General features: G+C 32.2%; 13 protein-coding genes. All 13 read left to right on the top strand.

The features are described from left to right. Positions 1–12 precede the first annotated feature (12 nt). The 13 genes from FG167_RS00605 (at position 13) to FG167_RS00545 (ending at position 15,569) form a co-directional block, all read left to right on the top strand. Complete coding sequence (locus FG167_RS00605; protein ID WP_203459565.1) at positions 13–1,191, top strand: glycosyltransferase family 4 protein; 1,179 nt, start codon at positions 13–15, stop codon at positions 1,189–1,191. Further along, on the top strand, positions 1,178–2,377 hold the full coding sequence (locus FG167_RS00600; protein WP_203459564.1) for a glycosyltransferase family 4 protein: 1,200 nt from the start codon (positions 1,178–1,180) through the stop codon (positions 2,375–2,377). Before FG167_RS00605 ends, FG167_RS00600 begins: the two co-directional genes overlap by 14 nt. A 121-nt stretch (positions 2,378–2,498) precedes the next feature. Then, a complete protein-coding gene (locus FG167_RS00595; protein ID WP_203459563.1) occupies positions 2,499–3,236 on the top strand; it encodes a class I SAM-dependent methyltransferase in 738 nt (245 codons plus the stop codon). Between the two features lie 62 nt (positions 3,237–3,298). Further along, on the top strand, positions 3,299–3,973 hold the full coding sequence (locus FG167_RS00590; protein ID WP_203459562.1) for a class I SAM-dependent methyltransferase: 675 nt from the start codon (positions 3,299–3,301) through the stop codon (positions 3,971–3,973). Between the two features lie 166 nt (positions 3,974–4,139). Further along, positions 4,140–5,225: a glycosyltransferase family 4 protein gene (locus FG167_RS00585; protein WP_203459561.1), complete on the top strand. Its 1,086-nt coding sequence runs from the start codon at positions 4,140–4,142 to the stop codon at positions 5,223–5,225. A 59-nt stretch (positions 5,226–5,284) separates the two neighbouring features. Next, a complete protein-coding gene (locus tag FG167_RS00580) occupies positions 5,285–6,367 on the top strand; it encodes a glycosyltransferase family 4 protein (RefSeq protein WP_203459560.1) in 1,083 nt (360 codons plus the stop codon). Between the two features lie 19 nt (positions 6,368–6,386). Beyond that, positions 6,387–7,712, top strand: a complete 1,326-nt coding sequence (locus tag FG167_RS00575) for a glycosyltransferase family 2 protein (protein ID WP_203459559.1) — start codon at positions 6,387–6,389, stop codon at positions 7,710–7,712. 845 nt (positions 7,713–8,557) lie between these two features. Next, complete coding sequence (locus tag FG167_RS00570) at positions 8,558–9,655, top strand: glycosyltransferase family 4 protein (protein WP_203459558.1); 1,098 nt, start codon at positions 8,558–8,560, stop codon at positions 9,653–9,655. After that, positions 9,652–10,779, top strand: coding sequence for a glycosyltransferase (locus FG167_RS00565; protein WP_203459557.1), 1,128 nt, complete (start codon positions 9,652–9,654; stop codon positions 10,777–10,779). The genes FG167_RS00570 and FG167_RS00565 overlap by 4 nt, the downstream gene beginning before the upstream one ends. Before the next feature lie 178 nt (positions 10,780–10,957). Further along, positions 10,958–11,698: a transglutaminase domain-containing protein gene (locus FG167_RS00560; protein ID WP_203459556.1), complete on the top strand. Its 741-nt coding sequence runs from the start codon at positions 10,958–10,960 to the stop codon at positions 11,696–11,698. A gap of 95 nt (positions 11,699–11,793) precedes the next feature. Then, on the top strand, positions 11,794–13,158 hold the full coding sequence (locus FG167_RS00555) for an O-antigen ligase (protein ID WP_203459555.1): 1,365 nt from the start codon (positions 11,794–11,796) through the stop codon (positions 13,156–13,158). Next, positions 13,109–14,119, top strand: a complete 1,011-nt coding sequence (locus FG167_RS00550) for a glycosyltransferase family 4 protein (RefSeq protein WP_203459554.1) — start codon at positions 13,109–13,111, stop codon at positions 14,117–14,119. The genes FG167_RS00555 and FG167_RS00550 overlap by 50 nt, the downstream gene beginning before the upstream one ends. 55 nt (positions 14,120–14,174) lie before the next feature. Continuing rightward, complete coding sequence (locus FG167_RS00545) at positions 14,175–15,569, top strand: exopolysaccharide biosynthesis polyprenyl glycosylphosphotransferase (RefSeq protein ID WP_203459553.1); 1,395 nt, start codon at positions 14,175–14,177, stop codon at positions 15,567–15,569. Positions 15,570–15,651: the final 82 nt, after the last annotated feature.

Below are 15,651 nucleotides of genomic sequence, written 5' to 3'. Positions count from 1 at the left end.
TATACCTGATTAATGAAAGACCAATTAAAAATAGCTATTTATTCTGGAGATATACCAAGTACTACTTTTATAGAAAGGTTAATACAGGGATTATCAAATACCGGGAATAGTATCTATTTGTTTGGTTTTGTTAAAAAGAAAACAAAGTATCCGGATTCGGTTTCTGTTTTTGGGTATCAAAACACGAGATTACGGAAGGCTTTACATTATCTAAAATATAGTTTTTTATTATTCTGCTTTAAGCATAAAGAAAAACGAAAACTAGATCGTATTTTAAAAGGACAATCTGAAAACGTACTACTTGCCAAGGTAAAAAGCTATCCTGTGTTATGGCATAAACCAGATGTTTTTCATGTGCAATGGGCAAAAGGTTTAGCAGATTGGATTTGGGTGCAAGAATTTGGAATGAAACTAGTGCTTAGTCTGCGAGGCGCACACATCAATTATTCTCCTATTGCGGATGAAAAATTAGCGGCAATGTATAGGGCATATTTTTCAAAAGTAGATGGTTTTCATGCGGTATCTAAAGCAATAGGTTTAGAAGCGGAGAAATATGGTGCAGCAAAAGAAAAGATTCATGTGGTGTATAGTGGTTTACCATTTGAAGAGGAAAAAAAGACAGTAGCAAAACACAATGAAATTTTTCAAATAATTTCTGTAGGAAGAGCGCATTGGAAAAAAGGCTATACCTACGCATTAGATGCTTGTAATATATTAAAAGCACAAGGACATAAATTTCACTATACGATTGTTGGTGGTACGAACGATATTGAATTTGCTTACCAAGTACATGATCTTCACCTAGAAAATGAAGTACGCTTGATAGATAATTTACCTTATGCCAAAGTGCAAGCACTCATGCAGCATGCCGATTTACTGTTGTTACCAAGTGTAGAAGAAGGTATTGCAAATGTAGTTTTAGAGGCCATGCAAAACAAAACCTTAGTGTTAACTACTAATTGTGGAGGTATGGATGAGGTTATTAGCGATGGCGTTAATGGATTTATTGTGCCTATACGCGACTCGGAAGCCATAGCAACAAAAATATCAGAAATAGTAGCCATAACAGAAGTAGCAAAAGAAGCAATACGTAAAAAAGCATTACACACTATTAAAAAACAGCATAGTGAAAACCAAATGGTAGATCAAATGTTAACATTATACCAAAGCATATACCATGACCAAGCATAAAACAGTAAGACCAACTATTGGTATTGTTTTATCTACAGTGCCCAGATATTCGGAGACCTTTTTTAGAAATAAAATTAAGGGCTTACAGGATAATGGTTTTCGTGTTATATTATTTGTGGATTATTTAGAGGTGTCCGATGGCACTTTTGGCTGTAAAGTTGTTGCTTCTAATGCTTTTAATAAAAATATATTTAAAAGGATTTGGTATAGTTTTTTAGCTTTACTAAAATCTTTTTTTATGCATCCCAAAAGGAGTTATACTTTATATACACTAAACAAGAGGGATGGTGTTTCTTTTCAAGAAAACACGAAACAAGTGATCCTTAATCAGTTTTTTCTTAAAGAGGATGTAGATTGGTTGCATTTTGGGTTTGGTATGTTAGCAGTGAAAAGAGAAAATGTTGCAGCAGCCATGTGTGCAAAAATGGCTGTTAGTTTTAGAGGGTATGATTTGTATTTGTCGCCATTAAAACATCCTGGTTGTTATGATGTGCTGTTTACCAAAACGGTTAAATATCATGTGTTATCGCAAGAAATGAAACAGGAGTTATTTCGTTATAAAATCCCTTCCAATACAATAGAAGTGATTACTCCAGCAATAGATCTATCCTTTTTTACCGCAAATACCATTGTTGAAACGAAAAACAGAGTAGAACTTGTAACTGTTGCACGATTGCATTGGAAAAAAGGATTGGTGTATACTTTAGAAGCTTTAGCGCTTTTAAAACAATTGGGAATTGCATTTCATTATACAATTATAGGCGATGGAAGTGAAAAAGAACGCCTTGTTTTTGCTGCGCATCAATTGGGGCTTAAAGATAATATTACGTTTACAGGTAAATTACCGCAAACAGAAGTAAAGAAACACGTAGAAGCCGCTAGTATATATGTGCAATACAGTATTCAAGAAGGATTTTGTAATGCCGTTTTAGAAGCGCAATCCTTAGGTTTGTTATGCGTGGTTTCTAATGCGGAAGGCCTAGCAGAAAATGTCTTAAATGGCAAAACAGGTTGGGTGGTACCAAAACGAAATCCAGTACTTTTAGCAAATAGAATAGAAGCAATATTAAAATTATCGGAAGCAGAAAAACAAAAAATAAGAGAAAATGCTATTGCTAGAGTACATAAAGAGTTTGGTTTACTAAAACAGCAAGAAGCATTTGTTCATTTTTATAGTGAAAATTAAGAAGTTAAAGCCTCCTTTTTTGTTTTGTTGTATAGCTTTTACGTAAACAATACCGTTTTTTAATTCATAATATCTATTATTGTACTACTATAAAATTAAAAGATACTATCTATACGTAACTATGACACAATATGAATTCCTGCGTTGGTTCACTTTTCCTATAATGACCACACATTTAGTAACCGTTCGCAATGACATAAAAAGATTGATAAAAGGACATAAAATTAGTAGCGATAGGCTAAATATTTTAGATGTTGGCGGACGTAAATCACCGTATACCATTAATTTGCCTGCAGCAGTTACTTTACTAGATGTACCTCAAGAAGAAGGAACGCGAGAAGCGCTTAATTTGGGCTTTACTAATGAAATTCTTAACAATATTCAAAAAAAGCGTAGTAATATAAAAGATGTTGTTATTCAAGATATGACAAAATCTACACTGCCAGATGCTTCTTATGATGCCGTTGTTTGTATTGAAGTTATAGAACATGTGGAAGCAGATGATATCTTCATAAAAAACATAGCTAAAGTAATAGCTTCGGGAGGTTGGGCATATTTTACAACCCCTAATGGCGATTATATAAAAAACGAAGGGCCTAATAAAAATCCAGATCACGTTAGGCATTATACACGACTAGAATTGCAAACGCTATTGGAGAAATATTTTGATAAAGTAGATGTGCATTATGGTGTAAAAACAGGGAAGTACAGAGTGCAAGGTTTAAAGAGTTATAGTTTAAAAAAACCAATACAAACGCTGCAGTCTGTTTTTTCTAATATTATCAATAGATTACAATCTAAGGGAGTAGCAGATACCGCTGAGGAAACAGCGCATTTAATTGCTATTGGGTATAAGTGAAATAAGGAATAAAAAGGTTTTGAAATCCAATATCAAAATAATAATTATTTTAAAAATAAAATATGTTTAAAAAATCATTTTTAGGAGTTAGAAAAGCTGTAAAAAAAATTGTGAAATCTAAACAAGAAGTGAGGCATGCTCTTGTTGGTGCGCCGAATGTGTGGAAATATACTCGAGAATTTCAGTTTAATTTTCTTTTAGATCAAGGACTGCAAAAAACAGATAAGTTGATGGATATAGGTTGCGGAACGCTTAGAGGTGGTATTCCATTGATTCAATATCTAGATAGCAGTAATTATTATGGTATAGATGTAAGAGCAGAAGTTTTAAATGAAGGAAGAAAAGAGGTTAAAGATGCTAAGCTTGAGAATAAACAACCTAATTTAATTTCATTTACTCACTTTTCAGACTTAGAAATTGAAGCAGAATTTAATGTTATGTTCGCTTTTTCAGTTTTAATTCATTTAGAAGATAAAATTGCGGAAAGCTGTTTTCAATTTGTCTCTAAATCCTTAGTGGCAGGAGGGGTTTTTTATGCAAATGCTAATATAGCAGATTTTGAAGATGGACAATGGGTGGAATTTCCAGTTGTTTTTCGTAGTCAAGAGTTTTATAATAATTTAGCAGTTAAAAATGGTTTAGAATTGGAGGTTATGGGAGATTTACTCTCATTAGGGCATAGCACTAAAAAGAATTCTGATAAGCAACAAATAATGTTGAAATTCACAAAAATTTAATTGGTTTAAAATTGATTAAAAAATTTGTTAATGCCAATTAGGTTTTTAAATCTAAAAAAGAATATAAGATTATAACTTTTTAAATTAAAAAGGTTTTAGCGATAATTATAAAGAGTCTTGTCTTCTGTGAAACGAAATTATAAAAGCAAATAAAAAAACAAATCTCTTGAAAATCCTCCTATTTCATACCTATAACAAAGGGTATCTTTCTAGTTTTTTTCATGAATTATTAGTGAAGTTAGTTCAAGAAGGACATGAAGTGGTTAGTTTTTCATGGAAAGCATCCGTTAGCGAGCAATTTATAGACGGCGTAAAAGTTATTGTTAAAAAAAAGAAAGGCTATAAAACCAATTATCTTAACGTATATAACATAATCAAAAAGGAAAAGCCAGACGTTATTCTGTCCAATTTTAGCTATGTAAATCCTGCACTTTTATTTGGTAAGCTATTTGGTGTTAAAAAAAACATGGTTTGGTTTCATTCCTTAAACGAGCAAATAAAATCTAGTAAGAGGAAAGTTTTTATAAAAAAACAGTTTCTAAAATTAGCAGATGTCGTTATTGCGAACTCTTATTTAACCAAAAAAGAGCTTCATGCGTTGTATGCCGTATCTGAAAATAAAATACAAGCCATTCCTTTTTGGAGTACTATTTCGGAACAAGAAATGCAACGCTCTGAAATTAAATTTACAACAAACAAAAATGTAGTCAAGATTGGTTGCCCAGGAAGAATAACAATAGACAAAAATCAAAAAGTAATTGTTGAAGCGCTTTCTAAATTAAAAGCGACTTCTAATTATGCGTTTCACTTGTACTTTGCTGGCGTAGGAGAAACTCTTCCTGATTTAAAAAAACAAGTAGAAGCATTAGGACTAACCAACGAGGTTACTTTTTTGCAGCATTTATCTGCTAACAATATGCTGCATTTTTACAAATCTCAAGATGTTATTATTTTACCTAGTTTACACGAAGCATTTGGTCTAGTATTAATAGAAGCGATCTCTTTAGGTACTCCTGTTATTGTATCTTCGCAATTTGGAGCGTTGTCTTTTATAAAAGATGAAAATAAACTGCTTTCTGAAATTACTTTTGATCCTAAGTCTGCAAAAGAACTTCAAGAAAAATTAGGTCCCTACTTAGAGAAAAAAGGATTACCAAAAACCTATTTTAAACAACTATACCAGGATAATTTTAATAAAGATATAATTTTTAAAAGCTTTCTGGAAAGTATTCAAATAAAAGAAAAAAAATAAAGCTATAGGTGTGTTTACTTGCACCATTAATACTATTTCAAAAATTAAAGAAACGTAAATTGAAAATTTTAATACTTTATACCTATAACCAAGGCTTGCTTTCTAATTTTTTTCAGGAACTTTCTGAAAAAATGCATCAAGACGGTTTTGAAGTGGTTAATTTTTATTTAAAGCATCAAAAAGATTATTTTGTTCAAAATGGTGTTTCTATTTATGGGGATAAAAAGGAAGGGTATTTTAATACATATTTTAAAATATATAAATTCATAAAAAAGGAAAAGCCAGATGTTATTATTTCCAACTTCAGCTATATTAATCCTGCTGTTTTAGCAGGGCGATTATTAGGTGTGAAATATAATATAGCATGGTTTCATACCGCTTATGGGCATACCAAACCTAGTTTTATTAAAGTCCGGAATAAGACCATGTATTTAAATATGGCAAGCTTAGTATTAGCAAATTCTAAAGGATTACAAGAAGAAATGCATACCGTTTACAAAGTGCCAAGAAATCGTACTAGACGTGTTCCGTTTTGGACTAATATAGGTGATTATAAAGCTTGTGCTAAAACGTTACATACTTTAAACAAAACAAAGGCTTTTAAAATTGGCTGTCCGGGACGATTGGTGTCCGATAAAAATCATCAAACAGTTATAAAAGCAATACGTGCGTTAAAGAGTGATAGAAAAGTGGAATTATATATTGCGGGTAATGGCGCTTATAAGCAAGAATTAGAAGCTTTAGTAGAGCAACTAGAACTAAATAAACAAGTAGTGTTTTTAGGAAACTTATCTACTATAGAAATGGTTGCCTTTTATAAAAGTATGGATGTTGTGGTATTACCTAGTTATCACGAAGCATTTGGCTTAGTGTTTATCGAGGCTATAGCTTTAGGTACTCCTGTTATTGTGTCTTCCAAATTTGGAGCTTTAGATTTTATTGATAAAGAACAGTTTTTATTAAATTCCATAACCTTTAATCCTAATGCTGTTGCAGATTTAATACCCCGCTTACAAGTGTATGTGGATCATAAAGGTTTAACAACTAATTATTTTAGAGATTTATATGCGAAAACTTTTAAGAAAGAAGTAATTTACCAATCGATAAAAAATATTATTATACATCCAAAGACTATAGATTAAACTGCTTTTATTCCTTTATATGCTATTTTACTTTTTAAAATATTTACAACCAACCCATTATTTCCAACTATTTACAAAAGCGAATACCTCTGTTTTTCCCATTGTAAAAAGTTTACCGGAATCCGTTTTATCTCAGTTAACCCTAGACCAAACGTATCCATCTGCTATAGCGCAAGATTATGACTTGTCTTGGCAAGCAGTACAAAAAGGATATATAGGGTCAGCCCCAACGTATACCACTTTTGAAAAACTGTCTGTACATGATAACTATCATTTTATACGTAAGTATTTTAATAAAGCATGGGTTTTTTATGTTTTAGTATTACGTTTGTTTTCTTTCAAAAATCCTTTTAAAGAAATTACAGCTTGGTTAAAAACGCGACAGGTACAACGTGTTTCTATAGGAAGTAATCCTATTGTTTATAGCGATTGGGAAACTTTTGAATCGGCATTAATAAAAGAAAATCAAAAGGTAAGTGTGGTCATCCCTACGCTAAATCGTTATGCTTATTTAAAAGAGGTGCTAAAAGATCTGGAGCAGCAAGACTACTCTAATTTTGAAGTTATTGTTGTGGATCAATCGGAACCTTTTCATCCGGATTTCTATACCGATTATGCACTGGATATTAACCTAGTTAGACAAGAAGAGAAAGCGCTTTGGTTAGCAAGAAATAACGCCATTAAGAATGCAAAAGGAACTTTTATTGCATTATCTGAAGATGATGTGCGTATAGCTCCTAATTGGATTTCTAGTCACTTAAAGTGTTTGGATTTTTTTAAGGCTGAGGTATCTGCAGGTGTTTTTTATCCGGAAGGAAAACAAATCCCAAAAGATAGATCCTTTTTTGCCATAGCTTCGCAATTTGCTACAGGAAATGCCATGCTTTATAAAAGTGTTTTTGAAACGGTAGGATTGTTTGATAGACAATTTGAAAAACAACGCATGGGAGATGGTGAATTTGGTATGCGTCTTTATTTAGAAGATATAAAAAGTGTATCGAACCCAATAGCATCTTGTATAGATGTAAAAGCTGGAACTGGAGGTTTACGTGAAATGGGAAGTTGGGACGCTTTTAGACCATCTAACTTTTTTGCACCAAGACCAATACCAAGTGTATTATACTTTTTTAGAAGTTATTTTGGGAATAAAGCTTCCCGTTTAGCAATGCTACGTATGGTGCCTTTGTCTATATTTCCATACCAATTCAAAAAAAACAAACCCTTATTAGTATTAGGTGTTTTACTGACTATATTTATTTTACCTATCGTGTTTTATCAGGTTTTTAAATCTTGGCGTTTAGCAAGTAAAAAACTAAAAGAAGGGAATTTGATTGCAAAGTTGTAAGTTGAAAAGTGGAAAGTGAAAAGTGAAAAAGTAGAAGAGAGAAGAGGGAAAAGGCATAAGGGATAAAGGTAAAAAGTAAACCTATGTCAGTTCGAGTGAAATTGTTTTTTCTACAATTTTTTATCGAGAACAAGTTTAGCAAGGAGTTGTAAAAAACTCTTCCGTCTTTGATTTCTTTATGGAAATCAAATCCACCTTCCCTTAAAAGAAGGGAAGGAGCTTTGTGATTAAGGAAAAGACATAAAGTAAACCTCTGTCAGTTCGAGTGAAATTGTTTTTTCTACAATTTTTTATCGAGAACAAGTTTAACACGGAGTTGTAAAAACCCTTCCGTCTTTGATTTCTTTATGGAAATCAAATCCACCTTCCCTAAAAAGAAGGGAAGGAGTTTTGTGATTAGGGAAAAGGCATAAAGTAAACCTCTGTCAGTTCGAGTGAAATTGTTTTTTTTACAATTTTTTATCGAGAACAAGTTTAGTAGGGAGTTGTAAAAAAACCTTCCGTCTTTGATTTCTTTATGGAAATCAAATCCACCTTCCCTAAAAAGAAGGGAAGGAGTTTTGTGATTAGGGAAAAGGAATAAAGTAAACCTCTGTCAGTTCGAGTGAAATTGTTTTTTTTACAATTTTTTATCGAGAACAAGTTTAGCAGGGAGTTGTAAAAACCCTTCCGTATTTGATTTCCTCTGGAGGTTTCATGAAAAATAAAATACATTTTGCTTTGAAATTAGCGCGTGTCGCTCTAAGGGATGTTTTTTATTATAAGTTTTATATTAGCAGATTGCCAAGTGCCAATGCCAACAACAACAACAACAACACATTAATAATGAAGAATACCATATACCATTGAAAAATAAACACATACTAATAGTTACTTCTGAGTTTCCACCACAACCTGGTGGCATAGGAAATCATGCGTATCATTTAGCTTTGTCTTTGTGTGCAGCAAACTATAGTGTGCAGGTTATTGCAGACCAACGCTCCTTAACAGGAGAAGAGGAAGCTGTATTTGATGAAGCCTTACCTTTTACCGTAGTTAGAATACAACGATACAAACAACGGTTTAAAATGTATTTAAAACGCATCGTGGCGACCAATAAAATTTTTTCTAATGCTTCACATGTTATAGCAACTGGTAAATTTTCACTTTGGAATGTGGCATTTATTAATCTATTTAAACCAAGAAAAACGTTGGCCGTAGTGCATGGTAGTGAGGTTAATTTTAAATCTGTTCTATTACGAAAGTCTATAGATATGGCTTTAAAAAAAATGGATACTATTGTTGCTGTCTCTAAGTACACAAAAAGCTTCATGTCTCATTTAAATAAAGAGGTTGTGGTTATCCCAAACGGTATTCAGCTTGAAAATTGGGGAACAGAAAATCTACCTGAAATTATAGTTAAAGGTAATCCTGTATTAACAACAGTTGGTAGAGTTAGTAGTAGAAAAGGACAACTACAAGTGATTCAACAAATCCCAGAACTATTAAAACAATTTCCAGAACTGCATTATCATTGTGTTGGTATTCCTACAGAAGCAGCTGTTTTTCTTGAAAAAGCTAAAAGTTTAGGGGTAGCGAAACATATTACCTTTCATGGCAGCGTTACCGATGCTATGTTAAAACAAACTCTTTTGCAAACCGATGTGTTTGTAATGCTGAGTGCCGAAAGTGAAACAGGAGATGTAGAAGGTTTTGGCATTGCTATTTTAGAAGCAAATGCTTTAGGTATTCCAGCTATAGGATCTTTAAATTGTGGTATTGAAGACGCTATTAAACCTAATGTTTCCGGTGTTTTAATAGATGCCGAAAATACGGAAGCATTTAAGAAAGGAATAGGAAGTATATTACAATCTAAAGAAACGTTTACTATAGAAGCAAAAAAATGGGCCAAAGAACATGATTGGGCCACAATTATTAAACGTTATATTGCTTTACTATCATGAGAACATTAACGATTATTTCGCATACAGAACATTATAAAAAGCCAGATGGAACTATTGTTGGCTTGGGTTCTACGGTTACAGAAATAAACCATTTAATAGCTGTTTTTGACCGCGTAATTCATGTTGCCATGCTGCATGAAATTCCGGCACCATCAAGTGCATTGCCATATACTTCCAATAAAATAACATTTGTTGCATTACCAGCTGTTGGAGGAACAAAAATGAAAGACAAATTAGCGATCCTTTTTCAAGCTCCTAAAATAGTTGCTACTATTAAAAAAGCAATCCACCAAACCGATTATTTTCAATTTCGAGCACCAACAGGAATTGGTGTTTTTGTTATTCCGTATTTACTGCTTTTTAGTGCGAATAAAGGATGGTTTAAATATGCAGGAAACTGGAAACAAGAAGATGCGCCATTAGCATATCGTATGCAACGTTGGTTATTAAAAAAGCAAAATAGAAAAGTAACCATAAATGGTATATGGCCAGACCAACCAAAACAATGTCTTACTTTTGAAAATCCATGCTTAACAGATGCTGAGGTAGCGCTAGGACAAAGCATAATTACGAATAAAGTGTTTGATACTTCGTCTCTTCATTTTTGTTTTGTTGGAAGATTAGAAGAAGAAAAAGGAGTAGGCGTATTCATTGAAGCTTTTAAAATGCTATCGGAAATAGAAAAGCGTCGTATTAGTACGATTCATATTGTTGGTGACGGAAAAGCAAAGCAAAAATATATAGATAGTACTAAAAATAGTGGTTTACCCTTTCAATTTCATGGTTTTTTGTCACGTGATGATGTTCATAACATATATAAAACATCCCATGCCATTGTGCTGCCATCTGCATCCGAAGGTTTTCCAAAAGTAATAGCAGAAGCTATGAATTATGGCTGCTTGCCTATAGTTTCTAATGTTTCATCTATTGGACAATATGTGCAATCTGATGTGAATGGGTTTTTATTAGATGCTATTTCTGTAGATAGTCTTGTGGTTGCTTATAGAAAACTGTTATATTTAAATACGATGTTTTTTAATACAATGGGTCAAGCCCAAGGGGCATCACAAAACAAATTTACCTATTCGTACTATAATAGTAGAATCACTAAAGAACTATTATAATAATTGATTGCCTCATTTTTAGTTTATTAATGCTTGTTAATTTGCAAAACATTAGGTCTAACAAAAAAAAAATTTTACATTTATCGCAAAGCTATCCAATTAATTTATCTGAATGATTTTAAAAAAAGTGTCATGGTTCTTTAAACGACACCATTTTCTATATATAACGCGCTTTAGGTTGCTTTCCAGAAACTCTAGTATTCCAGATATTGCTAGTTGCTCTTATAATCAAAGTAATTCAGAAAAAGACATACCTAACAACTTTAAAGAAGTTAATACTACTATTTTTAAAGAAGGTAAGTCCACTTCAGATCTTGACATGGTTAAACAGTTGAGTATTTGGTTGCAAAATAATATTAAAGGCGGCCCAGGATTGAGTGAACCTTCTGATGCAGCTTTAAAAATTATGCTTGCCGGAAAAGGTGGAGTTTGTAGTGATATGGCACAGATTTTTAATAACTTTTGTGTGATTAATAATCTTAAAGTTAGGGAATGGGGGAACACAAGAGCGCCTTTTAATAAAGAGTATGGCGGACATTCCTTTAATGAGGTTTTTATTAAAGAATTGAATAAATGGGTGCTTGTTGATGTATATGGAAGTCTCATTTTTTATGATGAAGCATCTGTACCATTATCGGTATTAGAACTTTACCAGAGGGTGCGAACCAAAAAGGAAGTAACATTTAAAAGCTTTGCAATAGATAAAGAAGTGGATCATGCTAATGTTTTAAAAAATTATTTAGATCCCGATACTACACCATTTTTAATTTGTAATTATTCCAATAAAACCTACGATGCCTTTTTAGGTCTATTCAGACCACATATTCCTGTTTTTATAATACACTTTATGGTGTTTCTTTTAGGGAAAAGCTATCACTATCGATTTCCTATAGATGATTATAAAAAAATATATTCCTAAGTACCTATGCTTAATATTTCATTACCGATTGTTTCATTGTGGTTTTGTTATCTTATTTTTACTTTTTATATAATTTAGTAATTAATTAAACTTTTTTGAAGACTAATATTACCTATATAACAGTTGTTGGATTCCATATTCTTCTTGGAATACTTATCTATTTGAATGAAAGTTTAGCGAAGGTGTATTTTTTATGTGCATTGTTCTATTTTCTTTACCGTGTTATTCTTTCGCCAGATCATTTAAAGACTTTTGAAGTATTAAAAGCATGTGCTTATTTTGTTGGAGCAGAGGTGTTTTTTAGAACTACCAAAGGGGCTTTTTCTTATGAAGCGGCAAAGTATTTGGTGATTGTATTTATGGTTATAGGTATGTTTTATAAAGGGCTTTCTGGTAAAGGCTACCCTTATTTTATTTATCTCATGTTTTTAGTGCCGTCTATTTTTGTAGCCTCTACCACGCTTAGTTTTGATGCTAATTTTAGAACGAATATCGCTTTTGTACTTAGTGGTCCGGTTTGTTTGGGGGTTGCTGCCCTTTTTTGCTATGATAAAAAAGTAAGTATAGGCCAAGTACATAAAATACTTTTGTATATGGTTTTGCCTATTATAACCAATACGATATATATCTTTTTTTATAACCCTAGCGTACGGGATGTGATTTCTAATACTGGTTCTAATCGAGATAGCTCTGGAGGGTGGGGAGCAAATCAGGTGGCTACTATTTTAGGTTTGGGAATGTTTGTTATGGCAGTACGAATTTTCACAAAATCTCCGACTATCTTTTTAAAAGCTTTAAATATTGTGTTGTTTTCGGCGATTTCCTTTCGTGCTATTGTGACCTTTAGTCGTGGAGGTGTTATTACAGGTATTATTGCTATTCTTGCTTTTTTGGTGATGTATTATTTAAAAGTATCTGTTAAGCGAAAAAGTGAAATTGTAATGATGACTTTAGTATTTTTATTTACTATGATAGGAACTTGGGTTATTAGTTCTAGCCAAACCGATGGGTATATTGATATGCGATATGCGAATGAAGATCACTTAGGACGAGAAAAAAACGATATAACCACAGGGAGAGGAGAATTATTTGCAGAAGAGTTAGATGGTTTTATGTCTAATCCTTTTTTCGGAATTGGTTCTAGTAGGGCTAAAGATGCTCGAATAGAAAAAGATGGACAAGGAGTTACTTCGCATAGTGAAACTAGTAGACTGTTAGCAGAACATGGTATGTTTGGTGTTGTTATATTATTGATATTGATTTTTAAACCCTTAGAGTTTCGATCTAGAAATAAAAACAATTATTTTTTCTATGCTTTTTTAGGCTTTTGGTTTGCTACGGTAAATCATTCTTCTATGCGACTAGCAACACCTTCCTTTATTTATGCTTTGGCTCTATTAAACGTAACTTATGAAAAAAATCCTATACATAGGAAACAACTTAAAAAACAAGAAGTCTAACACATCTACGATTCAAGTTTTAGGAAATTTGTTAGAAAAGGAAGGGTACACAATGTATTACGCATCTTCAAAAACGAATAAGGTTTTGAGATTGCTAGATATGGTAAAGTCCTGTGTAAGCTTATCTAAAAAAGTCGATTTTGTACTTATAGATACCTATAGCACTACTAATTTTTATTATGCACTAATAGTTGGTCAAATTTGTAGGGCCTTAAAATTGAAATACATTCCAATATTGCATGGAGGGAATTTACCTTCTCGATTAGAAAGTAGTCCGTTTTTATCTGATTTAATATTTAAAAATGCATATAAAAATATTTCACCTTCCCTGTATTTATTAGAAGCTTTTAAGAAGAAAGGCTATGAGAATATAGCATTTATTCCGAATACCATCGAAATTGAAAAATACCCGTTTAAAGCACGAAACTTGGTAAGCATAGACCTACTTTGGGTGCGATCTTTTTCTAAAATATACAAGCCAAGCTTAGCCATTGATATAGTAAAAAGATTAAAAGAGGAAGGGATACCTGCAACGCTTTGTATGGTTGGTCCAGATAGTGATGGTACTTTGCAAGAAGTGAAACAATTAGCCAAAACCTTAAACGTAGCCGTTACGTTTACAGGAAAGTTACCCAAAGAAGAATGGATATCTATGTCTGAAAACTATACTGTTTTTATAAATACAACGAACTTTGATAATATGCCCGTAAGTGTTATAGAAGCTATGGCATTAGGTTTACCTGTGGTTTCCACAAATGTTGGAGGAATGCCTTTTCTAATTGAAAATGGTAAAGAAGGTATACTAGTTGAAAAAGGTAATATAGCGGATTTTGTTTCTGCTATAAAAGGATTGGTAGATGCACCAAAGAAAGCTGAAATAATAGCTAATAATGCAAGAAAAAAAGTAGAAACTTTTGATTGGGAAATGGTGAAAATGAAATGGTTCAAACTACTTGTGTAAATGCTTGGATTTTTATCTTAACTTATTATCTTTACCTTAAGGTTTCCCTAACTATATGACTAAGAAAAAAGACATTCATTTCAATATTTCAGAAAGAAAAATACTCCTTCGTGTTTTCGATTTAGTGTTTATTTTTGCTGCACTATATGGTATTGGTCATTTTTTTGAATTTGATTATTTTTATATTACTAGTAAAAATTGGTCTTGGAATTTAATCTTGGCGTTGTATATTTCTGTTTTTGGAACCGTATTTGAATTATACGATTTACAAAAAGCAAGTAAGTCAGAATCGGTACTTGCTAATATTGTTTTAACCTCTTCTGTTACCGTACTGTTTTATTTATTTACTCCATATTTCACGCCTTTTCTTCCAGAGAACAGAATTCAGGTTTTTTATTTCTATTTGGCAATAAACGTAGCTTTAATTATTTGGAGGCTGGCTTATATTAATTTTATAACCTCACCAAGATTTTATAAAAAGGCACTAATAGTAGGAGAAATTTCTAATATCCGACCAATAATGGATGCCTTTAGAGGGGCTGATCCAAATTATAAAGTTTTAGGGTTTATTAATTGTGAAGAAAAAAGCACAGAAACCATTAATATTAAAGGCATTAAAGAGTATCAGCCAAACCAGTTATATGAAATTATTGCTAAAGAAAACATCTCTGAGATAGTTGTAGCTAGTTATAATTCGGAAACCATTACTCCAGAAATTTATCATGATTTAATAACCCTTTTAGAAAGAGGTTTTCCAATTAAAGAATATACACAAGTGTATGAAGACATGACCTATCGTGTTCCTGTGCAATTTGTTGGGAAGGATTTTTATAAGTATTTTCCTTTTAGTAGAAGTAATCAAAATAAGTTGTATCAATTTTTTCATCGTTTTTTTGATATGTTTTTCTCTATTATTGGGATTGTATTAGGTGTTGTTATTTTGCCATTAATATTATTGGGTAATTTAATAGCTAATAGAGGTTCTTTGTTTTATTTACAAGAACGTGTTGGTAAAAATGGCAATACTTTTGAGATCATTAAGTTTCGAACCATGATAAAAGATGCCGAAAAAAATGGCGCAGTTTGGGCAACTAAAAACGATGCTAGAGTAACGCTGTTTGGTAAATTTTTACGCAGATCTAGATTAGATGAAATACCTCAATTTATTAATATACTTAGAGGAGATATGAGTTTAATTGGTCCTAGACCAGAACGCCCTTACTTTGTACAAGAGTTGTCTCAAGTAATACCCTTTTACGAAACAAGACATATTGTGAAACCCGGACTTACAGGTTGGGCGCAAGTAAAAGTTAGATATGGTTCTAGTGTAGATGATAGTTTATTAAAATTGCAGTATGACTTGTATTATATTAAGCATAGAAGTTTCTTTTTAGATGCTAATATTATTGTTAAAACCTTAAGTACTATGATCTTCTTTAGAGGGCAGTAGTGGAGGGGATTCAAAAAATAAATTCCAAATTCCAAAAAAAGGAAATTCCAAAAAGGCTAGTTTTAAAATAGCTGTGCTTTAT

Source organism: Lacinutrix sp. WUR7, assembly GCF_016864015.1.
In the GTDB taxonomy this organism is placed as follows: domain Bacteria; phylum Bacteroidota; class Bacteroidia; order Flavobacteriales; family Flavobacteriaceae; genus Oceanihabitans.
The sequence above is the reverse complement of the archived record's forward strand: the minus strand, read 5'-3'. Positions and strand labels throughout refer to the sequence as shown.